The 25,539-nt window shown below is 63.1% G+C and carries 28 protein-coding genes and 1 tRNA gene; 13 read left to right on the top strand and 16 right to left on the bottom strand.

The genetic code is table 11. The features are described from left to right. Positions 1-650: 650 nt before the first annotated feature. From KJP28_RS17950 to KJP28_RS17930, 5 genes are all read left to right on the top strand, one after another. Positions 651-1,664, top strand: coding sequence for an AraC family transcriptional regulator (locus KJP28_RS17950; protein WP_218393997.1), 1,014 nt, complete (start codon positions 651-653; stop codon positions 1,662-1,664). Between the two features lie 96 nt (positions 1,665-1,760). Beyond that, the gene (locus KJP28_RS17945; RefSeq protein ID WP_218393996.1) at positions 1,761-2,741 is read left to right on the top strand and encodes a Bug family tripartite tricarboxylate transporter substrate binding protein; all 981 of its coding nucleotides are present in this window, start codon (positions 1,761-1,763) and stop codon (positions 2,739-2,741) included. Beyond that, complete coding sequence (locus KJP28_RS17940) at positions 2,738-3,676, top strand: alpha/beta hydrolase (RefSeq protein WP_218393995.1); 939 nt, start codon at positions 2,738-2,740, stop codon at positions 3,674-3,676. Before KJP28_RS17945 ends, KJP28_RS17940 begins: the two co-directional genes overlap by 4 nt. After that, on the top strand, positions 3,673-4,131 hold the full coding sequence (locus tag KJP28_RS17935; RefSeq protein WP_218393994.1) for a tripartite tricarboxylate transporter TctB family protein: 459 nt from the start codon (positions 3,673-3,675) through the stop codon (positions 4,129-4,131). The genes KJP28_RS17940 and KJP28_RS17935 overlap by 4 nt, the downstream gene beginning before the upstream one ends. 9 nt (positions 4,132-4,140) lie before the next feature. Next, positions 4,141-5,652 (top strand): tripartite tricarboxylate transporter permease, encoded by a 1,512-nt coding sequence (locus tag KJP28_RS17930; RefSeq protein ID WP_218393993.1) that lies wholly within the window; start codon positions 4,141-4,143, stop codon positions 5,650-5,652. Positions 5,653-6,100: 448 nt separating this feature from the next. On the opposite strand, the gene KJP28_RS17925 is transcribed toward KJP28_RS17930, so the two are convergent. The 9 genes from KJP28_RS17925 to lepA all read right to left on the bottom strand — a co-directional run bounded on the left by KJP28_RS17925 (position 6,101) and on the right by lepA (position 10,892). Then, a tRNA-Arg gene (locus tag KJP28_RS17925) sits at positions 6,101-6,177 on the bottom strand. A gap of 48 nt (positions 6,178-6,225) precedes the next feature. After that, the gene (locus tag KJP28_RS17920; protein WP_218393992.1) at positions 6,226-6,402 is read right to left on the bottom strand and encodes a CTP synthetase; all 177 of its coding nucleotides are present in this window, start codon (positions 6,400-6,402) and stop codon (positions 6,226-6,228) included. Between the two features lie 80 nt (positions 6,403-6,482). Further along, positions 6,483-6,659, bottom strand: coding sequence for a CTP synthetase (locus tag KJP28_RS17915; protein ID WP_218393991.1), 177 nt, complete (start codon positions 6,657-6,659; stop codon positions 6,483-6,485). Beyond that, positions 6,656-7,141: a cytochrome b gene (locus KJP28_RS17910; RefSeq protein ID WP_218393990.1), complete on the bottom strand. Its 486-nt coding sequence runs from the start codon at positions 7,139-7,141 to the stop codon at positions 6,656-6,658. Before KJP28_RS17910 ends, KJP28_RS17915 begins: the two co-directional genes overlap by 4 nt. 74 nt (positions 7,142-7,215) lie before the next feature. Then, positions 7,216-7,437 carry a hypothetical protein gene (locus tag KJP28_RS17905; RefSeq protein WP_218393989.1) on the bottom strand — a complete coding sequence of 74 codons (222 nt, stop codon included), beginning with the start codon at positions 7,435-7,437 and terminating at the stop codon, positions 7,216-7,218. 180 nt (positions 7,438-7,617) lie between these two features. Continuing rightward, a complete protein-coding gene (locus KJP28_RS17900; protein ID WP_218393988.1) occupies positions 7,618-7,995 on the bottom strand; it encodes a DUF4112 domain-containing protein in 378 nt (125 codons plus the stop codon). Positions 7,996-8,034: 39 nt separating this feature from the next. Then, positions 8,035-8,244: a dodecin gene (locus KJP28_RS17895; RefSeq protein WP_218393987.1), complete on the bottom strand. Its 210-nt coding sequence runs from the start codon at positions 8,242-8,244 to the stop codon at positions 8,035-8,037. A gap of 250 nt (positions 8,245-8,494) precedes the next feature. Then, a complete protein-coding gene (locus KJP28_RS17890; RefSeq protein ID WP_218393986.1) occupies positions 8,495-9,070 on the bottom strand; it encodes a DUF6308 family protein in 576 nt (191 codons plus the stop codon). A 19-nt stretch (positions 9,071-9,089) separates the two neighbouring features. After that, on the bottom strand, positions 9,090-10,892 hold the full coding sequence (lepA, locus tag KJP28_RS17885; RefSeq protein WP_218393985.1) for a translation elongation factor 4: 1,803 nt from the start codon (positions 10,890-10,892) through the stop codon (positions 9,090-9,092). Between the two features lie 126 nt (positions 10,893-11,018). Here lepA and KJP28_RS17880 point away from each other — a divergent pair, with 126 nt between their 5' ends. Then, positions 11,019-11,177: a hypothetical protein gene (locus KJP28_RS17880; protein WP_218393984.1), complete on the top strand. Its 159-nt coding sequence runs from the start codon at positions 11,019-11,021 to the stop codon at positions 11,175-11,177. A gap of 113 nt (positions 11,178-11,290) precedes the next feature. Here KJP28_RS17880 and KJP28_RS17875 read toward each other — a convergent pair whose 3' ends face one another. Next, positions 11,291-12,493, bottom strand: coding sequence for a glycerophosphodiester phosphodiesterase family protein (locus KJP28_RS17875; protein WP_218393983.1), 1,203 nt, complete (start codon positions 12,491-12,493; stop codon positions 11,291-11,293). A gap of 206 nt (positions 12,494-12,699) precedes the next feature. Between KJP28_RS17875 and KJP28_RS17870 the strand changes: the two genes are divergently transcribed. Both KJP28_RS17870 and KJP28_RS17865 read left to right on the top strand, forming a co-directional pair. Further along, positions 12,700-13,647: a 1-phosphofructokinase family hexose kinase gene (locus tag KJP28_RS17870; RefSeq protein ID WP_218393982.1), complete on the top strand. Its 948-nt coding sequence runs from the start codon at positions 12,700-12,702 to the stop codon at positions 13,645-13,647. 59 nt (positions 13,648-13,706) lie between these two features. Beyond that, positions 13,707-14,027: a hypothetical protein gene (locus tag KJP28_RS17865; protein WP_255552453.1), complete on the top strand. Its 321-nt coding sequence runs from the start codon at positions 13,707-13,709 to the stop codon at positions 14,025-14,027. Here the strand turns inward: KJP28_RS17865 and KJP28_RS17860 are convergent. Both KJP28_RS17860 and KJP28_RS17855 read right to left on the bottom strand, forming a co-directional pair. After that, positions 14,024-14,470, bottom strand: coding sequence for a low molecular weight protein-tyrosine-phosphatase (locus tag KJP28_RS17860; protein WP_218393981.1), 447 nt, complete (start codon positions 14,468-14,470; stop codon positions 14,024-14,026). The two genes, KJP28_RS17865 and KJP28_RS17860, sit on opposite strands and share 4 nt — an antisense overlap. A gap of 41 nt (positions 14,471-14,511) precedes the next feature. Next, the gene (locus tag KJP28_RS17855; RefSeq protein ID WP_218393980.1) at positions 14,512-14,949 is read right to left on the bottom strand and encodes a hypothetical protein; all 438 of its coding nucleotides are present in this window, start codon (positions 14,947-14,949) and stop codon (positions 14,512-14,514) included. Positions 14,950-15,021: 72 nt separating this feature from the next. Between KJP28_RS17855 and KJP28_RS17850 the strand changes: the two genes are divergently transcribed. Continuing rightward, the gene (locus KJP28_RS17850; protein WP_218393979.1) at positions 15,022-15,723 is read left to right on the top strand and encodes an NAD-dependent deacylase; all 702 of its coding nucleotides are present in this window, start codon (positions 15,022-15,024) and stop codon (positions 15,721-15,723) included. Here the strand turns inward: KJP28_RS17850 and KJP28_RS17845 are convergent. From KJP28_RS17845 to rpmB, 4 genes are all read right to left on the bottom strand, one after another. Beyond that, positions 15,713-17,632, bottom strand: coding sequence for a calcium-binding protein (locus KJP28_RS17845; protein ID WP_218393978.1), 1,920 nt, complete (start codon positions 17,630-17,632; stop codon positions 15,713-15,715). The genes KJP28_RS17850 and KJP28_RS17845 overlap by 11 nt on opposite strands. Positions 17,633-17,748: 116 nt before the next feature. Further along, positions 17,749-18,219, bottom strand: a complete 471-nt coding sequence (locus KJP28_RS17840; protein ID WP_218393977.1) for a copper chaperone PCu(A)C — start codon at positions 18,217-18,219, stop codon at positions 17,749-17,751. 40 nt (positions 18,220-18,259) lie between these two features. Continuing rightward, positions 18,260-18,598: a hypothetical protein gene (locus KJP28_RS17835; protein ID WP_218393976.1), complete on the bottom strand. Its 339-nt coding sequence runs from the start codon at positions 18,596-18,598 to the stop codon at positions 18,260-18,262. A gap of 260 nt (positions 18,599-18,858) precedes the next feature. After that, positions 18,859-19,146: a 50S ribosomal protein L28 gene (rpmB, locus tag KJP28_RS17830; protein WP_218393975.1), complete on the bottom strand. Its 288-nt coding sequence runs from the start codon at positions 19,144-19,146 to the stop codon at positions 18,859-18,861. Positions 19,147-19,407: 261 nt separating this feature from the next. Between rpmB and KJP28_RS17825 the strand changes: the two genes are divergently transcribed. The 4 genes from KJP28_RS17825 (at position 19,408) to hypF (ending at position 25,430) form a co-directional block, all read left to right on the top strand. Beyond that, the gene (locus KJP28_RS17825) at positions 19,408-20,739 is read left to right on the top strand and encodes an ATP-binding protein (RefSeq protein ID WP_218393974.1); all 1,332 of its coding nucleotides are present in this window, start codon (positions 19,408-19,410) and stop codon (positions 20,737-20,739) included. After that, positions 20,736-21,728 (top strand): NADH-quinone oxidoreductase subunit B family protein, encoded by a 993-nt coding sequence (locus tag KJP28_RS17820; RefSeq protein WP_218393973.1) that lies wholly within the window; start codon positions 20,736-20,738, stop codon positions 21,726-21,728. Before KJP28_RS17825 ends, KJP28_RS17820 begins: the two co-directional genes overlap by 4 nt. Beyond that, positions 21,725-23,143: a nickel-dependent hydrogenase large subunit gene (locus KJP28_RS17815; RefSeq protein ID WP_218393972.1), complete on the top strand. Its 1,419-nt coding sequence runs from the start codon at positions 21,725-21,727 to the stop codon at positions 23,141-23,143. The genes KJP28_RS17820 and KJP28_RS17815 overlap by 4 nt, the downstream gene beginning before the upstream one ends. A gap of 100 nt (positions 23,144-23,243) precedes the next feature. Next, entirely contained in the window at positions 23,244-25,430 is a 2,187-nt protein-coding gene (gene hypF / locus KJP28_RS17810; RefSeq protein ID WP_218393971.1) for a carbamoyltransferase HypF, read from the top strand. Positions 25,431-25,539 lie beyond the last annotated feature (109 nt).

The following is a 25,539-nucleotide window of genomic DNA, read 5'->3' as shown; positions in this document are numbered from 1 at the left end:
AACTGAGATGCAGCGCCAACCGACACGCATGAGCCGCAGAAGGTTTTCAGCGATGAGGCAGTCCAGGCGCGCCCGCCCGCAAAGGGCCCCTTCGGCATCGCGCCTTGATAAGGACTGTCAGCCTTGCACATCCAGAAGCTAACGCGGCCCGAACGCCGACGTGCGCCAGGTTTCCCGCGAGACCTCCAAGACAACGCCATACCACATCTCGATGACGCTTTGAAAAAAATTGGCACGTTGCCGTTTACCCACCTCAAGCGCTTTCTCGGGCTTGGGAGGCGCTGACCACGAGGCCCATGCAGCACATGAGATGAATTCCCCTCGCCACCAACCAAGCCCCTTGGAATCTGGCGCTGCACTTGGAACGAATGTCTGCTCAGGGGCGGAACCGGCCTCCCCCCGTGTCTGGGGCAACGGTCCGCAAAACACCCGAGATGGTCGTAGACTCGTTGGGCCGAGGGCAGATGTCCGTAGATTCGTCTCCAAGTGCTGAAATGAGCTAAAACGACCGTGCGATCTACAAATTCCAAAATCGGCAAAACCTTCATCGCGCTTGTTTGATGAATACGGCGACAGCAATGCCATCGCAGTATAGGCTTGGCCTCTAATTCGGTCTCAAAGCAACTCCGACCCAGCAACATGGATGGGACATGACGGCCAACATTCGGGGAACTCTTATCCTTGACCTTGTTGATTTCCTAAAGGTGCTTCAGGCAGACCCAGAGCAGGTGTTTCGGGCGAGTGGTGTGCCGCTGTCCTTGAATGACCATCCTGACGCTCGGGTGCCAGTCGAAGCGCCAATGGCACTGTTGGAAACTGCTGCCAAAACCCTCGAAATGCAGGATTTCGGACTTCAGTTCGCCGCCTTCAGGAAGATGCCAGATCTTGGCCCGGTCGCTTTGGTGCTGCGTGAAAAGGAGACGCTCGGCGATGTGCTGGAGACCATGGCGCGTGCCTTTCACCTCCATTCCAGTGCGTTGTTTCTCTCGGTGGTCGACGATGGCGAATTGACTTTGCTCACGGTCGAACTGTTGACTCGAAAGCACATCCTGTCGCGACAAAGTGCCGAAATGATCCTGTGCGGTGTGACCGAGATGCTCAGGTGGGTTCTGGGCACAGAATGGTCGCCGAAGGGCGTTCGGTTTCGCCATGCCAAGGCGTTGCCCGATGCCGTTTACCGAAAGCACTTCGGTTCGGTGCCGGCGTTCGGACAGGAACTCAACGCGCTAGTTCTGGAACCTAGGGACCTTGCACGTTCGATCAGACGACCGACGACGGCGCAAGTCATCGACGCGCAGGCGGATCAAATCTTGTCGCGTGCTGCCGAAGCGCCGGATGTGTTTTCCTATCGCGTTCGGCAATTGATCATCCTGCTCATTGCCCGGGGCGAAGCGCGCGCGGATCGAATCGCGGGTCTGCTCGAAATGGATCGGCGGACGGTGCAGCGGCGGCTCGCGGTTGAAGGTCTTACGTTTTCCGTTCTGCTGGACGAAGTGCGACGAGAGCTTGCGCAGCAATATGTTCTTGCCAGCGACAGGTCACTGACCGAGATCACCTATCTCATTGGTTTTGAAAGCTCGTCTGTTTTCAGTCGCTGGTATCGGAGTGCGTTTGGAATTGCTCCCCTTGCGAGCCGGAGGGCGATGAAACGCGAAGATGCGTGATGTCCCAAAATGTCAAGAAAATGCAGTCCGCTGCTTTTATGGTCCTCTACCAGCACGCCGGTCTGGAGGAGAACGGCGACCAAGAGGAGGACCTTCATGAAACGTGCCATCACCCGTCTTGCGGGCATTGCGATCGCTGCGAGCTTCGCCGCCCCGTTCACCGCGGCCGCGCAGGATTACCCGACCAAACCCGTCACGCTCATCCACGCCTATCCCGGCTTTGCGATGGACGCCGTGACCCGCGCGATTGCCGAAAAACTGCAAGAGGGCTGGGGGCAGCCTGTCGTCGTCGATACGCGCCCCGGCGGGAACGAAGTCATCTCGGCCAATACCGTCGCGCAAGCGGAGCCTGACGGATACACGATCTTCGTCGGCACCGAGTCGACTTTCCTGAACAACCCGATCCTTTACAAACAGTTGCCCTATGATGCCGCGACCGATCTGGAGCCGGTGTCCCAGTTGTTCCGGATCGAGTTCGGCCTGCTCGTGAGAGGCGGGCTGGAAGCTCAGACAGTCGAGGATTTCGACGCGATGATGAAGGCCGAAGGCGCGAGTCACACCTTCGGCTCGTTCGGCGTCGGCCACATGATGCACCTCGGCATGGCCAAGTATCTTCAGGCTGCCGGGCTCGACATGAAGCACGTGCCCTATTCCAACGGAGGGCAGATGTTACAGGACATGCTCGGCGGACAGGTCGATGTGACCGTCGCCAGTTCAGTTCTCGCCACGCGGTTCGGCGAGGGCGGCAAACTTCGGATGCTCGCGATGAACGGCGACGAGCGGCAGCCGTCGCTGCCGGATGTCCCGACCTTCGCCGAAGTCGGCTATCCCGATCTGGACATCTACGCCATCGTCGGCATCGCGGTGCCGGGCGGCACCCCGGACGAGATCAAGACCAAGATCCAAGAAAGCTTCAAGGCCGTCATCACTGACCCTGCGTTCGTCTCGGAGATCGCCGTGCCCAATGGCTATACACCGATTGCAAGCACGCCTGCCGATTTCGCGGCTTTCATCGAAGCGGAAACACCCGGGACCAAAGCCCTGATCGAAGACCTCGGCGTGAGCCTCGATCAATGACCGACGGTCTGACGCGTAACGATATCCCCGCAACGAGCGGGGATATCGAGACCGTGCGCAAAATGCTCGAGAACGTGAATTTCGCGACCAGCTACCGGGCCAGCGGCGACATCGCCTCGCTCCGGGCCGCGACCGCGACCATGATCTCCAATCCGTTCTTTCGCCCTGAACCGGAGGGGTTGACCGTCACGCCGGGCGAGGTGGGTGGCTGTCCGGGGGAATGGATCGCGGGCGAAGGTGCTAGCGATGTGGTTCTCGTGTTCTTTCATGGGGGCGGCTATATCCGTGGAAGCCTCGATCTTGGGCGTGCCAACGCGAAAGAGATCGCTCTGGGAACGGGCTGCACGGTCTTTGCGGTCGCCTATCGTCAGGCCCCCGAGGATCCGTTTCCCGCAGCGTTTGACGATGCAGTGACCGTTGCCAAGGCGCTTGGGGCCGAAGGGCGACGTTTCGCGCTGGTCGGCGAAAGCGCAGGTGGCGGTCTGGTTCTGGCTGCGGCGGCTGCCCTGCGGGATGAAGGGGCCCCTCCGCCCTTGGTCGTGACATGCATCAGCCCCTTTGTGGATTTGACCCTGTCTGGTGAAAGTTGGGACTTCAACGCTGGCAAAGACATCGCCACACGCGCCATGGGCTCTGATATGATCGCAATTTACATGGGCGCTGCGCCACGCGACGACCCGCGGGCCTCACCGATCTATGGTGATCTCTCTGGACTGCCGCCGGTGCACATCATCGTCGGCAGCGTCGAAGGCCTCTTGAGCGAAGCGATGACGGCTGCCGAGAAGGCCAGTTCTGGCGGTGCAAAAGTCACACTCGACGTGTTTGAGGGTATGCCTCATGGCTTTACCAAATACCGTTTCGATGCAGCGAACGAAGCGATGGTGCGGGTGAGTGCGCACCTGAGAAAAATTGTGCACGCGGAGGCGACCGTATGAACCTTTTGCCCGAGCGAAGCCGAGATATTCTGGGGGGGCTGGCCCTCGCCGTGATTGGCGGCGGCGCAGCTCTTCGCGCAGGAACGCACCTCAATCTCGGGTCGCTCGGCAATATGGGGCCGGGGTTTTTTCCGACTATACTTGGCGTGGCGTTGGCACTGTGCGGGGCGCTCATCGCGGCTCCCGCGCTTATGCGAGGGGGCAAGCCGGGGGCGATCGCACGCGTCAATCTTCGCGCGATCCTATGCGTGATCGGTTCGGTTGCGGTCTTTGCCCTGACGATCCGCCTATTGGGGTTGGTTCCAAGTGCATTTCTGGCCGTGGTCGTCGCCGGATTTGCCGACCCCAAGACGAAACTCAGCACGCTCGTCTTGTTGGCCATCGGGCTTTCCGTCCTAAGCTGGCTCGTCTTCATCGTGGCATTGGGCATGCCTTTGTCAGCCCTCCCATTCTGAGACACAACGATGCTGGATCACATCATTCTCGGCTTTTCAGAAGCTCTGACCCTTGCGAACCTCTGGTATTGTTTTGCTGGGGTCTTGCTTGGCACACTCGTCGGGGTCTTGCCGGGCTTGGGTGCGTTGATCACGATCTCGCTCTTGCTGCCCTTCACCTATTACCTTCCGGTCGATGGTGCCCTGATCATGCTCGCGGGCGTTTACTTTGGTGCGGATTTCGGCGGGGGAACCACTTCGATCCTGATCGGGATTCCGGGTCATCCGGCGGCGGCCGTCGATGTGCTCGACGGTTACCCCATGGCCAAGCAGGGCAAGGCAGGCGTCGCGCTTTTCACCAAGTGCATCGCCTCTGCATGGGGGTCATCAGTCGGCATCTTGCTCCTCATGCTCGCTGCACCCGCGCTATCCGCCTTCGCGCTCAAGTTCGGACCAGCCGAGTATTTCATGCTGATGATGCTAGGCCTTGTCGCGGCCGCCAGCGTCGGTCGCGGGTCGCCGATCAAAGGCATTTCGATGGTCCTTTTGGGCTTGCTGCTCGCCACCGTCGGGACCGATGTGAACACTGGTTTCCAAAGGTTCACATTCGGGCTGCCGGAGCTTTCAAACGGGATTGGTCTGATCCCCATCGCAATGGGGCTGTTCGCGCTCACCGAGGTCATCTCGAGCGTGGGAAAGGCGTCTGTTGCCCCGATGAACCAAAGCCTGCGACTGCGCGACCAGCTTCCCAATCGTGAGGAATGGCGACGGTCTTGGCCCGCAATGCTGCGCGGCTCGGGGTTGGGCGCGGCCTTCGGCGCGCTGCCGGGCACCTCCGGCGGCATGGCGACGTTCATCGCCTACGCGATTGAAAAACGGATTTCGAAACGCCCCGCAGAGTTCGGCAAAGGGGCCATCGAGGGATTGGCCGCGCCTGAAGCCTGCAACAACGCCGGCGTCGGTACTGCCTTTATCCCGTCTCTGACGCTCGGGATTCCTGGTGACGCGGTGATGGCACTGCTCTTGGCGGCAATGATGCTCCAGGGGATTCAGCCCGGTCCGATGGTCATGACAATGCACCCAGAGCTGTTCTGGGGCCTGATCGCGAGCTTCTGGATCGGTATGGTCATCCTCGTTGCCCTCAACATCCCGCTGATCGGTATATGGGTGCGGTTGCTTCGGATTCCTTATCCCTTGCTGTTTCCGGCAATCGTACTCTTTACGTGCATCGGCGTGATGAGTGTCGGCAACTCGACTTTCGACCTCTGGCTGACCCTGATCTTCGGCATCGCCGGTTTCGCATTGATCCTTGCGGGATTTGATGTCGTGCCGTTGGTGCTCGGGTTGATCTTAGGCGCGCCGTTGGAAGAGAACCTGCGTCGCACTCTTTTGTTGTCAGACGGCGACTTTGGCGTGTTCTTGACAAGACCGATCGCTCTTGTTGCGGGGCTCTTTGCGCTCGTAATCCTTGGGCTTTCATTGGTCGCTCACTTCAGAAGAGGTCCGGCAGCTCAACGCCTTGTTCAGGGCGAGATGGAGTGACGCCGGCCCGTCTCGCTGCCAATCATGCGGGGCCGAATACGTGCAGCAGACCACCACTTAGTTTTCCGAGCCGCAGCTATGCCGAATGGGCAGATCACCAGCAAACCAGCCAGTCGAAACGTTTGACATGACTGTCCGGTCCGAAGCTGACTCAGAGCTCACTGTCGATGCCGGGCCATCTCAGCCCCGGAAATGCTATGCCTTAGATATGAAATCATTGAGCGAGTGTTGTGCACTCGCAAGACACTTGCCTGGCAAGTTTATCTAAAATCACACCTGCCACTTTCAGATCCCGATTAAAGCCAAAAATTTGGTTCTCCGCGATCATTTCCCAACAACGATCTACAGCTCAAATCGGGTCGAGGATTGACATGACTATTGCTGTAGCCGTGTGGCAGCCGGTAGGTTTTTTGTGATCGGTGAATATCAATCAAATATCTAAATACATTGGCGACCCCTCCAGGACTCGAACCCGGAACCTGCTGATTAGAAGTCAGCTGCTCTATCCAGTTGAGCTAAGGGGCCGCACGACCTTCTCGTAGCCCGCTGCCCCTTTCCGTTCAACCGGTAACGTCAGGCGCGGAGTCTGCGGGCGAGAAGCCAGACAACGGGAACCGCGACGACGAAGCCGATGACGGCGGCCCAGATGATGGGCTGGGCTGTGGTCAGGCCCGCGGTGAGGGCGGCAACGATGAAGATGCCGGCGAGCGATGTGCCGGCGACGAAATAGAGTGCGAGAATCAGAAACATGGCTTTCCCCTTTGTCACGCGCGTTTGAAAAACTTGTATGGAGATTAGGGGTTTACTGTCTTTGATCTAAGTCATTCGTGTTACTGAATGCGTCTTGCCACGATCCGGGCGATCGGCCAGCCGACGACCCATCCCGCCGCCGCCGCGCCGACCAATGGCCATAGCCCGGAGACCCCCGAAACCAGCGCCACGACGACCGTGACGCCCGCCAGGGTCGTCCCGATCATCGAGTGCAGGAAGAGGACGAGCCGGGTCATGGATTCGGACGGATCATTCGTTCCATCACATTGGATTTCAACACGAATTTCTGGAACAGCGCCCCCGCGATATGGAGCAGAATGACGACCAGCAAGACCGATTTCAGAACCTCGTGAACCTCGCCGGCGCCGCGGGAGATGCTGAACCACGCGACGAGCCCGGTGATGGGCACGAAGACCATCAGGAGGTAGAGCAGGATATGCGTTCCGTGGGCGGCAAGTTTCAGCAGGGCGGGCTCGTTTTCCGGGAGCGTCGGTGCACTTCGGCGCGATTTGATGTAGAAGCGCCATCCGACCAGAATCAGGATCAGAATGCCGGTCAGAACATGTTGGAAAACCAATGGGTTAGCTTCGAAACCGCCGGTTCGGACCAAGCTTCGGAACGCATCGGATATGGCGTCGTGAAAGATGAATTGCGCCGCGATCAGCGCGAAAATCAGCCAGTGAAGAATGATCTGCAGTCGGGTGTAGCCTTGGGGCATGGCGGGTCTCCTGAAACATGTTCAGGATCATACGCCATGCCCGGATTTTTCCGTCGCGGAAAATTGCCGCAGGGTCAGGCCGGCACGTAGCGACCGTTTTCCCAGTTCGGGTCTTCACGGCGAATTTTCCTCGTATTCCAGATACCTGCGGGGATGCCGAGCACCAGGCCGACGACCGCGGCGACGGCAAACGTGACCCAGGATATGGCTCCGATGGACAGGCCTGCGATGACGACGGCACCTGCGATCGAGAGCGCCCAGATCGGGATGAGAAGCAGTTTCCAACCATATTTCATGATACGTCTCCTTTCCCGTGAAACGCGCGAGGTGTCGCCGTGGTTCCGGGGGCGGCCGCCCCTTCGCGCACGGTAGGTTAAGCGGCCGACCCTTGGACAACGCCCACATATGGAACACGTATGGAAGACGTATGGAAAGCGTATGGCACGATGACCGTATGTCGGCCTGCGCCGGAAATGCTAACGCGGCGTCCGCTGTCCCAGCGCGTCCCGCAACAGCGCGGCGTTCTTGCGGTGGGATTTGTAGAAGAGGTCGAAGAGATCGCCCAGAAGCGGGATCGACCCGACAACGTAATCGACGCCCGCATTCCACCCCATCTGCGCGATGGTCCGCTTCGGCACGCCGTGCTTGTAGGCGACCGCCATGATCCAGAGCGAGGGGAGCAGCATCGCGGTGTCGCCCACACCGGGGATCAGACCGATGAGCGAGTCCAGCCCGAAGCGAACCTGCGTGCCGGGAATGACATATCGGGTGTCGAGCCATGAGGCGACGCGCTCCACCCGGGCGAGGTCGTGGGCGGCGTCAGGGGTCGGGGCAAGGGCGGTCGATCTTTCCATGCTTCGCCAACGACGCGGCCCGCTGCCCGGTTCCCCGCATCAGTCGCGGTCGAGCCGGAACCCGAGCTTCACCCCGACCTGAAAATGCGCGACTTCGCCCTCGGCCACGTGGCCCCGGATCTCGGTCACCTCGAACCACTCGACATTGCGCACCGATTTCGACGCGGTCGAGATCGCCTTTCGGATCGCATCGTCGATACTCTCCTCGGACGAGCCATAGACTTCGGTGATCGGATAGACATGAGACATGGTGTTTCCTCCCTGTGGTGTGGGGGGAGTGTAGCACGGGTGGGGGTGGGAGGAGTGCGGTCTTGAGAGACGCGCCCCGCCCCGGGTCAGTCCCGGGGCGGGGCGCCGGGACGGGCGGTTCGTGGGATGGGATGAATATGACGTAGGGTGCGTGATTTCACGCACCGATGCGGCGGGAGTGCGATGCGGTGCGTGCGAGCACGCACCCTACGGCTCGCTCTCTAATTCAAAGCAGCGTCCAAAACCAAAACTATATATTTTGGTATGCGCTGAAGATCGCAAATTCCAATCGTCTTATTTCGGTTGTGTTTTCGAGGATGCCTTTTTCCAGGCGAGCCAGTTCCGTGCCGTATTTTGGTAACGCAAAAAAATGAACCCAGTAGAAATAGTTCGCGTATATACCAGATCTATTTGTCGAATACATTTTTAAGCCAAGTGCACGCGCGATATGACTATCCCAAATCGGAAATAGGTCCGGGCGCAACATATGCAAAAACTTACTGTATCCGACCCAACTGTTATTCACCTTTGGCTCGGCCTCACTCCGAAGCCAATCATAAGCAGATTGCACATCAAGCCCTTTGACATACGAAACATCAAATCCATCAAAATGGTACGATTTCAGCGTCGTTGGCATCCATCCGTAAACAGCCAACGCCAATGCTTTGAGATCTGCGTCGCTTTGTGCTTTTTGCCCCAGATTCAACAGCGCAGGATATTGGTCAATGTAGGCCGCAATCCTTTTATCCAAACTTTGGGTCAAGCGCTCGTCGACATAATTTATCATCGCGCCGAGATCAGGTCTATTTTTGGGAAAATCATTCACGTGATGTCACTGAACGTCATCACCCATCCATCTTCAACGCCGAAATAAACGCCTCCTGCGGGATGTCCACTTTCCCGAACTGGCGCATTTTCTTCTTACCCGCCTTCTGCTTCTCCAGCAGTTTCTTCTTCCGGGTCGCGTCGCCGCCGTAGCATTTGGCGGTCACGTCCTTGCGCAGGGCTGACAGCGTTTCGCGGGCGATGACCTTGCCGCCGATGGCGGCCTGGATCGGGATTTTGAACATGTGGCGGGGGATGAGGTCTTTGAGTTTCTCGCACATCGCCCGGCCGCGGGTTTCGGCGCGGTCGCGGTGGACCATCATCGAAAGGGCGTCGACCGGCTCGTCGTTCACGAGGATCGACATTTTCACCAGGTTGTCGGCGCGGTAGCCCTCCATCTGGTAATCGAAAGACGCGTAACCTTTCGTGACCGATTTCAGCCTATCGTAGAAGTCGAACACCACTTCGTTCAGCGGGAGGTCATAGACCGCCATCGCGCGTGAGCCGGCATAGGTCAGGTCGAGCTGGATGCCGCGCCGGTCCTGGCAGAGTTTCAGCACGTCGCCCAGAAACTCGTCGGGCACCATGATGGTCGCCTTGATGCGCGGTTCCTCGAGGTGGTCGACCACGGTCATGTCGGGCATGTCGGCGGGGTTGTGCAGCTCCTGCATCGTCCCGTCCTTCATGTAGACGTGGTAGACCACGCTGGGTGCGGTGGTGATCAGCTCGATGTCATATTCGCGCTCGATCCGGTCGCGGATGACTTCGAGGTGGAGAAGGCCCAGAAAGCCGCAGCGGAAGCCGAAGCCCAGCGCGGCGGAGGTCTCCATTTCGTAACTGAAGGAGGCGTCGTTCAGCGCGAGTTTCTCGATCGCGTCGCGCAGGTCTTCGAACTCGTTGCTGTCGACCGGGAAGAGGCCGCAGAACACGACGGGGATGGAGGGGTTGAAGCCGGGGAGCGGTTTTTCGCAGCCCTTCTTCTCATGCGTGATCGTGTCGCCGACCTTGGTGTCGCGGACCTGTTTGATCGAGGCGGTGAGGAAGCCGATTTCGCCCGGCCCTAGCTCACCCGCGTTTTCCATCTTCGGGCGGAAGACGCCGATGCGGTCGACGGGATAGGTCGCGCCGGTCTGCATCATCTTGATCTTGTCGCCCTTCTTGAGGACGCCGTCCATGATGCGCACCAGCACGACGACGCCGAGATAGGGGTCATACCAGCTGTCGACCAGCATCGCCTTGAGCGGCGCGTCGCGCTCGCCCTTGGGGGCGGGCAGCGTATTGACGATGGCTTCGAGCACTTCGCGGATGCCCTCGCCGGTCTTGGCCGAGACCGCGATCGCGCCGGAGGCGTCGATGCCGATCACGTCCTCGACCTGTTCGGCCACGCGGGAGATGTCGGAGGCGGGCAGGTCGATCTTGTTGAACACCGGAACGATTTCGTGGTTCGCGTCGATGGCCTGATAGACATTGGCGAGGGTCTGCGCCTCGACGCCCTGGGTCGAGTCCACCACGAGGAGCGAGCCTTCGACAGCGCGCATGGAGCGCGAGACTTCGTAGGCAAAGTCGACGTGGCCGGGGGTGTCGATCAGGTTCAGCACGTAATTCTCGCCATCCAGCGCCTCGTACTCGATGCGCACGGTGTTGGCCTTGATGGTGATGCCGCGCTCGCGCTCGATGTCCATGGCGTCGAGCAGTTGCTCTTTCATGTCCCGGTCGGCCACGGTGTTGGTGGCCTGGATCAGGCGGTCGGCGAGCGTGGATTTCCCGTGGTCGATATGCGCGACGATCGAGAAATTGCGGATATGGGCGAGGTCTGTGGTCATGTGCGGGATATGCTGCCAAAGGGGGGAATGGTCAATGGAAATTGAGGTGATCCGGTCGGCGGCGTGCCGCTGAGGGATTTGCATCGCGCGGGGGGCGACACGATGTCTACTCCAAGGAGGTGCACCATGAATATGGGTGTTGCAATAGCTATCGGTATCGGGATCGGCACCGGCATCGGCGTGGCGATGGACAATGTCGGGGCCGGGATCGCGATTGGCGCGGGTATGGGCGCGGCGATCGGCGCGGCCTTGGGCGACGTCGGCAAATCGGACAAGGACGACTGAGCCTGTCGACCGGTGATGACCCCGCACGGCGTAGGGCCGGACGAGAATGACATGGGAGAGGCCACGCCTCCCCCACGAGGTTGCCCCGGACGTGCGACCGGGGCGAAATGCGTTTACATGCCCTGCGCCATGCAATTCGCGTAATAGGTCACGGTTGCGGGCCAGTCCGAGAACACGCCTTCGACACCCACATCCTGTGCCAGCACGTCGAGAACGGTGAAATAGTCCGCGTCGTTGTCGACCACGTCAGCGACGGATTGGTAATACCAACCTCCACCGGTGGTGAGCGGGCCGGACCGTTCCAGCGTCCATGTGATCAGGTTCAGACCTGCGTCTTTCGCGGCCTTCGCGTAGTCGGACGCTGCGACCGCACCGTCCTTGACGGTGACCAGCATGTTTATCGACGGGGCCAGATAATTCACGCCCTGCTCGACGAGGGCCGCGAAATCTTCGTTCCATGTCTCGGCGTTCTGTTCGTCGAACCCGTCCGACCATTCGACGAGGAACACGGCCTGTGCGCCGAATTCCGGCTCGTTCTCGACCCAGTAGAGCACGTCTTCGAGGTTGAAGCTCTGTGGCCAGACGCGGTTCGGCGCGATGCCCGCGTCCTTGTATTCGTCGATCATCTTCTGCGCGTAATCGGCCTGGCTGAACCCGTCGAACGGCATCTCGACCGAGGGGCTTTTCAGCTCGGGCGTGAAATCCGCGCCGAGTTCGTCGAACAGGGCGATGGACTCGGCATGGGTCATCAACGTGCCGCCCATGGCCGAATAGAGATCGGTGCGCCAGCCCGCGGTCGCGTCCATGTAGGCTTCGACCGTCTCGCCTTGGTCGTTGCCCGCGTCCATCTTGCCGGTCAGGGTTTGAAATTCGGCGAGCGTGATGTCCGAGGTGCGGCATTCGACCGATGCCGGGGTGTCACCCAACGCGCCGGTGAACGGGGTCGAACACTTAGATGCGAGGTCCGAGGCCAGAATATCGGTGGTGGTGTGAAGATCGTTCTGGGCGTGACGACACACCAGTTCCTTGTCGGCGGTGAAGGTCACGTCACATTCCAGAATACCGGCTCCCATGCGAGCAGCGGCGCGGTTCGATTCGACCGTGTGCTCAGGAAACATCAGGGGCGCGCCACGGTGGCCGATGGAAAAAGGCGAGGCCTGCATGTCCATATCCGTGCAGGCCATCAACTTGTCCTTCAGCGCGCCGTCTTCCATCCGGTCGATCAGGTAGTAGGGGCGCGGGCCAAGTTCGATCGTGGCAGCGAGGGCGGCGCCGGGAAGCGCGGCAAGCGCGAGTGCGGTCGTTCTCAAGAGCATATCTATCTCCGATTAAGGGTTGGCGATGGCAACAGCTTGGGCTTGAACGCAACAGGGGCGTGACAGTCGTGCGAATGCTGCGTGATAGCTTCGTGACAGGAGGGTTGCGGCGGGCGACGGCCAGCGGGAGGCAGGCAAGGTTCGGCACAGCGCGCCCGTGTCGCGTAACGCTGGACGCTTCGCCCGCGCGCGGATAGCGTCGCGCTATGTCAGGCATTTTGACCGTTACGCTGAACCCGGCGCTCGACCTTTCCACTTCGGTCCCGCATGTCGTGCCGGAGGAAAAGCTCCGGTTGCGCGCTGCCGTGCGGGACGCGGGCGGCGGGGGCGTGAACGTGGCGCGGGCCATTGGCGAGCTTGGCGGGCGCGCGAAAGCTTTCGTGGCATTGGCGGGCCATATCGGGGCAGCGTATCGCGATCTGCTGGCCGAAGAGCCGCTGGACCCGGTGCCGTTCGAGATCCCCGGCGACACGCGCCAATCGCTCGCCGTGACGGACGAAACGACGGGGGAGCAATACCGGTTCGTGATGCCGGGGCCGCGCTGGTCGCCCGAATTGGCTCATGCGGCTATCGAGGCGATTGCGGAGGTCGCGCCCGAGGGCGGTTATGTCGTCCTGTCCGGGAGCCAGCCGCCGGGGGTGCCGGTGCATTTCCCCACCAACCTCGCCGCCGAGATCGTGGGGCGCGGCGCGCGGTTGATCCTCGACACATCGGGGCCGCCGCTTCATGCGCTTATGAATGTCGGCTCGGGGCGTCAGCATGTGCTGCGGCTCGACGGAGCGGAGAGCGCGGCCCTGGCCGGTCGTGCGCTCCCATCACGAGAAGACGTGGCGGATTTCGCGCGGAGCCTGATCGCGCGGGACGTGGCCGAGATGGTCGTGCTGGCGATGGGTCCGGGCGGATCGGTGCTCGTCACCCGCGCGGGACGGTGGCATTGCAACACCGAAGACGTGCCGGTGAAATCCAAGGTCGGGGCCGGCGACAGTTTCGTGGGTGCCTTCACGCTTGCCCTGTCCCGTGATGCCGAGCCGGAGGCGGCGCTGGTCCAGGGATGCGCCGCTGCCTCGGCCGCGGTGATGACGGACGCCACCGAGCTATGTGCAATATCCGATGTCGAGGCCCTTGCAGCGACCGCTGTGCTGACTGCGGTTTAACTTTTCCGACATTCGCCAATGTGGTATGGTGTCAGCCGTTCGGGAAGGGAACTGGGACCATGTTGCGCATTTCCTTGGCCAGGTCGGCAGGGCTTCTGGCGCTGATCGTCGTCATGTCGAGCGCAACGTTCACGCATGCCGGGATCATCGAACAGGCCTGTAATGCCTCGGAACGGCAGGCCCGCACAGCGACACTTTGCGCCTGTATCCAGGCGGTCGCGGATCAGGTTCTCACACCGGCAGAACAGAAGCGCGGGGCGGCGTTCTTCAAGGATCCTCATTCGAGCCAGGAGACACGAACGTCCGACGATCCGGCGGACGAAGTGTTCTGGCTCAAATGGAAGTCGTACGGCGAGGCTGCGACAGAGCTCTGCCGTTAGTCCAGGCTCGCCAGTAGCCCGCGCGCGCAGGTTTCCACCAGATCGAGCGCCCCGTCGAAATCGCGGGTGTAATACGGGTCCGGCACATGGTCGGCCCCGGTTTCGGGCGCATAGTCGGTGAACAGGCGGACCGGGGTATCGTTGCCCGGCGGACGCAGCGCCTCGATATCGGCGAGGTTCTGGTCGTCCATGGCGAGGATCAGGTCGAAGCTTTCGAAATCGGAACGGGCGAACTGGCGGGCGCGGAGCGTGTCGAGGTCGTAGCCGCGCGCACCGGCCGCGCGCCGCATTTCGCCATAGGGTGGCTCGCCAATGTGCCAGCCGGACGTCCCCGCGCTGTCGAGCATGAGGTCGCGACTGCCCGCGAGTGCGCGGGTGACGCCTTCGGCGGAGGGCGACCGGCAGATATTACCGAGACAGACGAAGAGGATACGTTTGGTCATGGCCGGACGCTAGCGCGTGGCGGTCCTGTCGCCAAGCCGGTTCAGGTGAGCACGCCGCGCCGCGCCATGGCGCGTGCGTAGAACCACAAGAGCACCGCGACTACGACGATTGCGCCGGAGAAGATCATCGATCCCGGTCCCATCATGTCGACCAGCGCGTTGCCCATGCTCACGATGGAATGGAGGCTGTTTCCGACCAGACCGATCAGCGAGAGCAGGAACGCGAGGCTTGCGTGGCGGGACCGGACGAGCAGCAGCACCGAGCCGATTATCGCTCCCCAGACGCCCAGCGCCCAGAATACTTCGGCCCAGAGCGGAAAGCTCGTGTACCAGTCGCGTTGTTCCTCGGTCATCATGCCCAGGTATTGTTCCTGCGCGAAATGGGCCATCACCCAATCGAAACCGCCGCCCGCGTTCCACAACAGCGACAAGATGGCGACCACCCACAGATGCCAGGGTGCTTTTGCGCGTTCCGTCATTCTGATGTCCTCCGCTTTTCGGTCGATATTCCGCGCTGGACCGGCACGGGTCAAGCGCCCTACCCTTGCCCCATGACACGGATCGTTGTTCTGACAGGTGCCGGGATCTCGGCCGAAAGCGGGCTGGGCACGTTTCGCGACGAGGGCGGGCTCTGGACGAAATACGACCTGAACGAGGTGGCGACGCCCGAGGGGTTCGCGCGCAATCCGGTTCTGGTGCAGGAGTTCTACAACGCGCGGCGGGCCAATTGCCGGGGTGCCGCGCCGAATGCGGCGCATGAGGCGCTGGCGCGGCTCGAAGCTGCTGCCGGGGTTCGGCTGACGCTCGTGACGCAGAATGTGGACGATCTTCACGAGCGTGCCGGGGCGCGGGACGTGATCCACATGCACGGCGCGTTGAACCGAGCGCTTTGCGGGGCGTGTGGGCATCGCTGGGACGCGCCGGAGGTCATGTCGGTGGACGACCCCTGCCCCGCCTGCGCGACCGCCGCGACCCGGCCCGACGTCGTCTGGTTCGGGGAAATGCCATATGAGATGGAACTGATCTACGACCGGCTTCTGATGGCGGACCTGTTCGTGGCGATCGGGACGTCAGGAATCGTCTATCCCGCCGCCGGGTTCGTGAGCGAGGCGCGCGCCGCTGGAACGCCGACGCTGGAACTGAACCTCGAACCATCGGACACCTATGGGCTGTTCGACGAAGGCCGTTACGGCCCGGCGAGTGAGATCGTGCCGCTTTGGGTGGGCGAGGTGCTGACGCGCCTCAGAGGATGAAATCCGAGGCGTCGAGCTGGTGCTGGCCGCGCAGGAGGATCTCGAGATCCGCCACACCATCGCCGTCCGTATCGCCCCGGATCAACGTGCAGCGGGGATGCACCGTGACCCGCAACTCGCCCGGCGTGTTGGAAAAAGCGTCCTCCCCGATGAAGACGAACGCGTCATTGTCGGTACTCAGAAGATCCGCATCGAGGCGCCTCAGCACGATACGGTCCTCGCCGGGCGTGAAGCCGATGATCCGATCCCGCGCAAGCGCCCCCGCGCGGCTGTCGGCCCCGGTCGCATAGACGAAAACGTCCGGATCGGCGCCGCCGAACAGGACATCGCGCCCGCCGTCGCCTTGCAGCCAGTCGCCGGCCTCATGCCCCCGCAGAATGTCGTGGCCGGCCCCCCCGAACATGAAATCGCGGCCCCGCCCGCCCAGCAATCGGTCTGGACCACCGCCTGCCTCGATGTGGTCGCGGCCTTCGCGCCCCAGCAACGTGTCGCCCCCTTGTCCGCCAACCAGCCTGTCATCACCCGTCTCGCCATCCAGCCGGTCATCGCCATGATAGCCGAAGAGCAGGTCGTCTCCGGCCCTGCCAAGAAGGGTGTCGTCCCATTCAGTGCCTGCATATTGCTCATGCGCCTCGGTGCCGATCCACGTCTGCCCCGCATCGCGCGTGTCGAAGATGGTCGCCCGGATCGACGAGGTCGTGTCGTCGAAATCGGTTTGAACCCCCATCGACGTGTCGAGATAGGCGAACAGGATCCGTCCGTCACCGAGATCGGTGATCGTGACATCGGATTGAAAGCCAGCGGTCACCGTATTGACGAGGAATTCGTCGCCGGACCGGCTCCCGTCCGGCTCGAAAATCTGCGCCCTAATCGCCCCGCCCGAAGCGTCGTCCAGCCCGCTGTCGACCCCCTCCGAACGATCCAGCCAGGCGATGACGAAGCGGCCGTCGGAGAGCGCCTCGACCTCGGGGAACGCTTGCTGCGAGGTTATCGCGGTATTGACGAGAAACTCGCCCCCGAGCTTCACGCCGTGCTTGGAAAAGATCTGCGCCCTCACCCCGTAGCTTGACGGGTCGAGGCCGGTCCGCGATCCATCCGTCCATGACACGACGAAGGTTCCATTCGTGAGCCCGGCAATGTCCGCCGCGAATTGTTCATGCTGTGTGGTGGTGTTGGCGACGACCGAGGTGCCGATGGCCCCCCCGGTGCGATCGTACACCGCGACCCGGATGTCCGGGTCACCGCCAGACGCATCGGTATAGGCCAGCGCGATCGAGCCGTTTGCAAGCGTCGCGAGCGCCGGGTCTTCCTGCGCGCCAAGAGTTGGCACGCTGGCTCGGAAATCCGGGACGATCACGTCGCCCGATGTGCCCCGGATCGACAGCATCACCGCCTCGTCCCCATCGCCGTAGGCACCCGAGATATCGGTATAGGCGAAGGCGAAGGCGCCGCTCGGCAGTGCCGCCAATGCGCCGCGCGTCTGGCTCGACGAGGTGCTCATCGGTGCCAGGAGATCGCCCGGCCCCGCCGTGCCGTCCTGCGAAAAGAAACTCAGCCTCAAGGCCGCATCGCTGTCGTCGCCGGCGGTGTCCGCGCCTTCGGAACCGTCTTCGTAAAGCACCGCGATGCCGCCGTTCTCCAGACTCAAGATTTTGGGGTTCTGTTGCGCCCCGGTCGCAATCTGGTTGACCTGGATCGGGCCTGTGGTCAGCACGCCGCGCGCGTCGTGGATCTGCAGGCGCACCGCGAAATCGTCCAAGTCGGTGCCCTCATCGGTACTTCGGCTGAAATCACCATAGGCGAGCGCGAAACCGCCATTGGCGAGCGCCACGACCGCCGGCTGGTTCTGCGTGCTGGCGGTCAGGACATTGGCGAGAAATTCCTCGCCCCATTTCACCGGCGTGTTCATGACGCGTTCAACCCTTCCTGACCCGCCACGGATCGTTAACCATGACCTGAGTGGTACAGGCTGTCGGTTATGAAAGCGTTAACGGGTCAGGAAACACGGCCTTCGCGCGACCAGTATCAGTTGGAATTGTTCATGTCGCCATGTTTCATGTCCGGCTGACGGTCGAGATCGACGGGGATTTCCAGCGCGATCTCACCGGCCTTTTCGAAGACCAGCGTGACCGACACCATGTCGCCCTGCTCAATACTCTGGTTGAGGCCCATGAACATGACATGGTTTCCGCCTCGTTCGAGCATGTGCATGCCGCCTGCGGGAACGGCGAAGCCTTCTTCGACTTCGACCATCTTCATGACGCCGCCTTCGCCCTCGATATGGGTGTGAAGCTCGACCCGTTTGGCCACGTCGGAACGCACGGCGATCAGACGGTCGTCTTCATCGCCACTGTTCGCGATTCCGAAAAACGCGGCCCCCGCTATCGCGTTCATGCCGGAGGCCCGGGCGTAGGGGTCGGAGATGGCGATTTCGCTGTCGGCAAAAGCAGGCATGGCGAAAGACGCGGCGATGGCCGCAAGGATGATGGGTTTCATTTGGTTTCTCCTGGATGTTTGTGTCTGTATTCGCTGAAAATCAGACAGTCACAGGAGGTCCGCGTGCCGATGGCGAAAGTTCATGCCGCGGCGCGACGCGGTCATGGGTGACGCGTTCCGCGACCGCAAGCAGTCTTACCTCGAGCTGCGGCATATCGGGTGTGATAAACGTGGCGGCCAGCAGGGAGTGGCCCTCGGGGCAGACTTCGCTCTTTTCGATCGGCTCACCGTCGGGACCGATGGTGATCGTGGTCATGCCGATCCCGGAACAGATCACGATCTCCATGCCGATATCATGCGAGGCCCCCTTCGCCCCGGCCAGGACGGCACCGGAGAGGGCGAGCACGAGACTCATGGCAATGGCAAGCAGGACGCGCATGGACCCGTCGTATCGCCGGATCGCAGGCCACACAAGATGCGCCTGCGCCGCACCGGTCACGGCTTCATTGTTCGAAAAATACTTTCGGGGGCGTCGCGTTCGCGTCCCGCGAACGTGACGGTGGGGGCAGACAGCCCCCATCCGCGCCGCAGGCGCTCATCCTGCGCGCGCCCTGGCGCGCTCATTGTGGCAACGGCGCACAAAAGAAACGGCCCCGCCGCGGGGCGGGGCCGTGTTCGATTTCGTCGAAATCGGATGGATCAGGCGGTTGCCTGGGCCTTCGCGATCTCTTTCTTGACCTTCAGCGCCTTCGCCGACAGCTCTTCGTCCTTGGCTTTGGCCAGGAACTTGTCGAGGCCACCGCGGTGGTCGACGGTGCGCAGGGCAGATGCCGAGATGCGCAACTTGATCGGGCGGCCGAGCGTCTCCGACACGAGCGACACGTCGTTCAGGTTCGGCAGAAACCGGCGCTTGGTCTTGTTGTTGGCGTGGCTGACATTGTTGCCAGTCATCGGGCCTTTACCAGTCAGTTCGCAGACGCGCGACATGGGTTCATCCTCACTTAGCGGGCAGTTTCCGGGGCTTTCTGCGCGTCCCGTCGCGGTCGCGCGTCTGGCCATACGGACTTGCCAGTCAATACAAACGGGCGCCGCACGAGCAGCGCCCTGAATTCCGTCCGGGGGCTTTAGGCCGTTTTCTGGCCTCCGTCAAGTGAGTCGCGCCCGCTTTTCGCCATCCGGCGCCAAGCTCCGCATCTGCGGCCCCGACGCCTCTTACCAAAGCCCCGGCGCATCCCTATAGTCCCTTGCGTGGCACGATTTGACGACCCGTTCGACACGCCCGGCGCGACCGAGGCCCCGACCCTGCCCGATGCGGCATGGGCCGAAGTGTTGCAGGCGGTCGACAAGACCTACCAGGAGCTTGTCGCCTACCAGGAAGAACTCGAAGCGCGCAACGCCGAACTCGACGCGATGCGTCGGTTCATGGGGTCTGTGTTCTCGAGCGTCTCGGACCTCGTGCTCGTCGTGGACCGGGACGGCGCGATCGAGGAAGCGTCGGGCTCGGTGCTCGAAGAGCTTGGCGCGGGGGGCGTGGGTGCCTCGTTGTCCGATCTCGTTTGTCCGAAGAACTGGGCCGAGGTCGAGACGCATCTGCGCGCGGCGATCGACGCGCGGGTGACGGGACGGATCGAGGCTGACTTTCTTGCGCGCGGTGCGCCGGCCCCCTTCGACCTTTCCATCGCGCCCCGGATCGGCGACCGGGGGCGCACCCGCGGTGCGGTCATCACGGGGCGGCCACTGGGCGAGTTGCGGCGGGCTTATTCGGAGCTGGAAGCGAGCCACCGGCAGCTCAAAGAGGCGCAATTGCACCTCGTGCGAAACGAAAAGCTCGCCTCGCTCGGCCGCCTTCTGGCGGGCGTGGCGCATGAGCTGAACAATCCGATTTCCTTCGTCTACGCAAATGCCCATGCGATGGAGAAATCGGCCGCCAAGCTCGAGACGTATTTCGACGCGGTTCAACGCGGCGAAGATCGCGCAACGCTGGTCGCGCTGCGCGACACGTTGAAGCTCGACCGCGCGATGGAACGGCTGCGCACCGCGCTCGACGGAGCGCGCGACGGGTCGGAGCGGGTGCGCGACATTGTCGAGGACCTGCGCCGGCTGTCTGCCGACGGTCAGGGCGAGATGAGCGTCTTCGACCTCGTCTGGACAACGGAAGCCGCGATCAACTGGGTCGCGCGCGGGGTGAAGTCGATGCCGAAAATCATCCGCCACGGCCCCGAACGGCTCGACACTTTCGGGAGAAAGGGGCATATCCAGCAGGTGATGATGAACCTCATTCAGAACGCCGCCGACGCGGTGGACGGCACCGATGCCCCGGTGATCGACGTCACCTACGGGACCGAGGACGGTATGGCCTTCGTCCGGGTCGAAGATAACGGTCCCGGCGTTCCCGATGACCTTCAAGCCGCCGTCTTTGACGCCTTCTTCACCACCAAGGAGGTCGGCAAGGGCACGGGGCTGGGCCTGCCGATCAGCCACAAGATCGCGGAAGAACATGGGGGAGACCTGCGGCTCGCCCAGCATACCGGCAGGGGTGCCCGCTTCACCCTGACCCTGCCGTTGGAGCGCGGCGCATGAACCTGCTCTGGCTTCAAGCGGCGGGCTGCGGCGGTTGCACAATGTCGCTTCTGTGCGCCGAGGACCCCAACCTGTTCGACCTGCTCGAGGGCGTCGGGATCGACATCCTCTGGCATCCCACGCTGTCGGAGGCGACCGGCGACGAAACCCGCCTTTTATTGGAAAAGGTCGAGGCGGGCGACATACCGCTGGACATTCTGTGCATAGAAGGTTCGATTTTGCGCGGTCCGAAGGGAACCGGGAAGTTCAACATGCTCGGCGGCACAGGCCGTTCGATGCTCGATTGGGTGCAGTCGCTGGCCCCGCGCGCCAAGCACGTTGTCGCGGTCGGCACCTGCGCCACCTATGGCGGGGTCACCGCTGCAGGCGGCAACCCGGCGGACGCCGTCGGTGTTCAATATGACGGGGCCGAAGCGGGGGCGGCACTTGCGCCCACCTTCCGCGACCCGACCGGGCTTCCGGTCGTCAACGTCTCGGGCTGCCCTGTTCATCCCGACTGGGTGACGGAAACTTTCATGCTTCTCGCGGACGGCGCGCTTGGCCCCGGCGATCTCGACGATTACGCGCGCCCCCGGTTCTACGCCGACCACCTCGTCCACCATGCCTGCCCCAAGAACGAATTCTACGAATACAAAGCGAGTGCCGAGAAGCTCTCGGACCTTGGCTGCATGATGGAGAACCTCGGCTGTATCGGCACGCAAGCGGTAGGCGACTGCAACATCCGCGCGTGGAACGGGTCCGGGTCGTGCACCCGCGCAGGCTACCCCTGCATCAATTGCACCGCGCCGGAATTCGAGGAACCGAGCCACAGCTTCACCGAGACGCCCAAGATCGCGGGCATACCCGTGGGTCTGCCGACCGACATGCCGAAAGCCTGGTTCATGGCACTGGCATCCCTGTCAAAGGCCGCGACCCCGAGACGGATCGGCGAGAACGCGGTCAGCGACCGAGTGGAAGTGCCACCGAGCATCCGAAAGCCGCGCCGATGAGCGAGTTGATCGTCGGGCCTTTCAACCGGGTCGAAGGCGACCTCGAAGTGCGGCTGGACATCGCCGATGGCCGGGTGCGCGAAGCGCGCGCGAACTCGCCGCTTTATCGCGGTTTCGAGGTGATGATGCAGGGCAAGGACCCGCGCGATGCGCTGACCATCACGCCGCGCATTTGCGGGATCTGCTCGATCAGCCAGTCGGCGGCGGCGGCCTTTGCGCTCGCGGATGCGGCGGGGGCCGAGATGGTGCCGATGGGCGCGCAGGTCGCGGCGCTTCTGCACGCCGCCGAAAATGCAGGCGACCATCTGACGCATTTCAACCTCTTCTTCATGCCCGATTTCGCGCGGGACGGATATGCGGGCCGCGATTGGCACGCCCGCGCCGTGGAGCGGTTCACCGCAGGTGCAGGCAGCGCCGTGCGCCGGTCGGTCGAGGCGCGGGCCGAGCTTTTCCACATCGTCGGAACGCTCGGAGGCAAATGGCCCCATACGCTCGCGATCCAGCCGGGCGGCGTGACGCGCACGCCGACGGCGTCGGAAAAGGTGCGGATGCGGGCCACGTTGCGCGGTTTCCGCCGGTATCTGGAGGAGGTCATGTTCGGGGCACCTTTGGAAGATTTTGCCGCGCTGGAGAGCGTCGAGGCGCTCTTGCGCTGGAATACGGGCGATGCGGGCCTGTTTTTTGAGATCGCGGCCGATCTGGGGCTGGCGGAGATGGGGCGAGGGTCGGGGCGTTACCTGTCGTTCGGGGCCTATCCGCTGGCAGGCGGCCGGGCGATGGCGCAGGGGGTTTTCGATGGCTCCGTCGCGCCGCTCGACACCGCGCGGATCACCGAGGACGTCAGCCACGCCTGGATGATCGGGGACACCGCGCATCCCGAAGAGGGCCGCACAATGCCGGATGAGGACATGACCGACCCCGCCTATAGCTGGTGCAAGGCCCCGCGTTATGGTGGTGCTGCGTTCGAGACCGGGGCGCTCGCGCGGCAGGTGGTGGACGGGCATCCGCTCGCCCGTGCTCTGGTGGATGGCGGGGTGCTGGCACGGGTCGCCGGGCGGCTTCTGGAACTCGCCCGGTTGCAGACGATGATGGAGCACTGGGTCGACACGCTCGACACCGATGCGCGGTTCATGGTGCCGGTGACGATCCCACGCGAGGGGCGAGGTGTCGGGCTGGTCGAGGCTGCGCGCGGGGCGCTCGGCCATTGGGTGCGGATCGAGGGGGGCGTGATCGCGAATTACCAGATCGTCGCGCCGACCACGTGGAATTTCAGCCCGCGCGATGCGGGGGGCGTGCCGGGGCCGTTGGAGGCCGCACTGGTCGGTGCGCCGTTGTCCGAGGGCGAGCAAACGCCGCTTTCGGTGCAGCATATCGTGCGGAGTTTCGACCCATGCATGGTCTGCACGGTGCATTGACTTGCGCCCCGGCGGATGCCGGGTCGCGCAAGGTGGGGGGGCAGCCCCCCACGGAGCCCCGTAAACGGGTCTCCGTCCCCCCCGGCATATTTTCGGCACGATGAAGCGGCGCGTTCGGATTCGCGGGCAGGTGCAGGGCGTGGGGTTTCGGCCTTTCGTCTGGACGCTGGCGCGTGAGCTTGGGCTGAGGGGCCGGGTTCTGAACGATGCCGAGGGGGTTTTGGTCTTTGTCGGAGGGGAGGGAGTCGAGGATTTCGTGGCGCGGGTCGGGGGCGAAGCGCCGCCGCTTGCGCGGGTGGACGCGGTCGAGGTGTCGGACTGGGACGGCGACCTTCAGGAGGGCTTCGAGATCGCGGCCTCGGGTGGGCCGGGGGCCGAGACGCGGGTGGTGCCGGATGCCGCAACCTGCCCCGCCTGTCTGGACGAGATAAGGGGCGATGGCCGGCGGGCTGGCTACGCCTTCACCAATTGCACCCATTGCGGACCGCGTTTCACCATTATCCGGGGGCTGCCCTATGATCGGGCTCGCACCAGCATGGCGGATTTCGGGATGTGCAACGCCTGCCGCGCGGAATACGAAGACCCCGGCGACCGGCGCTTCCACGCCCAGCCCATCGCCTGCCCGGATTGCGGGCCGACGGTCTGGTTCGAGGGTGAAGGCGATGCGGCGGGCGTGATCCTGTCCGGGGGGATCGTGGCGGTCAAAGGGCTGGGGGGCTTTCACCTCGTCTGCGATGCGACCAACGCCGGGGCGGTGGAACTTTTGCGGGAGCGCAAGCGGCGGCCCGCGAAGCCGCTCGCTTTGATGGGAACCGAGGAGATGGTGGCGCGCTTTGCGCAGGTGAGCGGTGCCGAATGGTCGCTCCTGCGTGAGGCGGCGGCGCCGATCGTTCTGCTTACGAAGGGCGAAGCCTTGCCCGAGGGGTTGGCGCCCGGACAGTCGCGGCTGGGTTGGATGCTGCCCTACACGCCGCTGCATCATCTGCTGATCGACGCGGTCGGGCGGCCGCTGGTGATGACGAGCGGGAACCTGTCGGGCGAGCCGCAGGTGATCGGGAACGCTGAGGCGCGGGAAACGTTGGGTGGGTTCGTCGACGGGTTCCTGATGCATGACAGGGAGATCGTGCGACGGCTCGATGACAGCGTGGAGCGGGTGACGCCCCAAGGCCCCATGGTGTTGCGCCGGGCGCGGGGGCGCGTGCCGGGGACGCTGCCGCTTCCTGACGGGTTCGCGGATGCGCCGCAGGTTCTGGCCATGGGCGGGCAGATGAAGGCGGCGATCTGCCTGACGAAGAACGGGCAGGCGCTTCTGGGGCATCACTTGGGAGAATTGGACGAGGCGCTGACCTGGGAGGCGTATCAGGGCGCATTGGAGGATTACCGCGACCTGTTCGATCATACGCCGGAGATCGTGGCGGTGGACCTGCACGAAGGCTACCGCGCGACGCAGGCGGGCGAGGCGATGAGTCTGCCCGTCGAGCGCGTGCAGCACCATCATGCGCATCTGGCGAGCGTCATGGGCGAGAACGGCTGGCCTCGCGCGGGCGGGCCGGTGGCCGGGATCGTGCTGGACGGTCTTGGGCTGGGGCGCGATGGCACGATCTGGGGCGGCGAGGTGCTTCTGGGCGATTATCGCGACTTCGAGCGGGTGGCGCATCTGGCCCCTGCCCCGCTTCCCGGCGGCGATCATGCGAGCCGGGAGCCGTGGCGCAATCTGCTCGTGCGGCTGGATCAGGCGGGGCTTGGCGCGCGCGCGGAGGCTTTGCTTGCGGGCTATCCGGTGGATGTGGTGCGGCAGGCTGTGGCGGCGGGGGTGAACGCGCCGCTTTCGTCGAGCGCGGGGCGGTTGTTCGACGCGATGTCGGCCGCATTGGGGCTTTGCGTGGAGCGGCAGAGTTACGAGGGCGAAGCGGCGATGAGGCTGGAGGCGATGGCGGAGCGGGCCGGTATGGTCGCGCCCTATCCGTTCGGACAGGATGGCGCGGTGATCGACCCGGCGCCGATGTTCGCGGTCTGGGCCGAGGGGGACGAGGCACCCGAGGTCGCCGCGGCGCGGTTTCACGAGGGGCTGGTGGCGGCCTTTGCCGCATCGGCCCGGGCGCTGGTGGAGACGGGCCGGGCCGAGGCGGTCGCTCTGTCGGGCGGGGTGATGCAGAACGCTTTGTTGCAGGCGGCGCTCATGCGGCATCTCGGTGATGTGCCGGTGCTCCTGCACCACGGGGTTCCGGCCAACGACGGCGGGCTGGCATTGGGTCAGGCACTGGTGGCGGCTGCGCGGCAGATCTGACGTGCGCCGGGGCTTTTGCCCCGCCGCGAAAAGCGGGGGACGCTGTCCCCCGCACCCCCTGGGATATTTCTGGCCGGAAAGAGACGAAATGCCGCGCGTCGGTCGACCG

The sequence above is a fragment of the Maritimibacter dapengensis genome (assembly GCF_019218265.1).
GTDB classification, from domain to species: domain Bacteria; phylum Pseudomonadota; class Alphaproteobacteria; order Rhodobacterales; family Rhodobacteraceae; genus Maritimibacter; species Maritimibacter dapengensis.
This window is presented reverse-complemented; position numbering and strand designations above follow the sequence as displayed.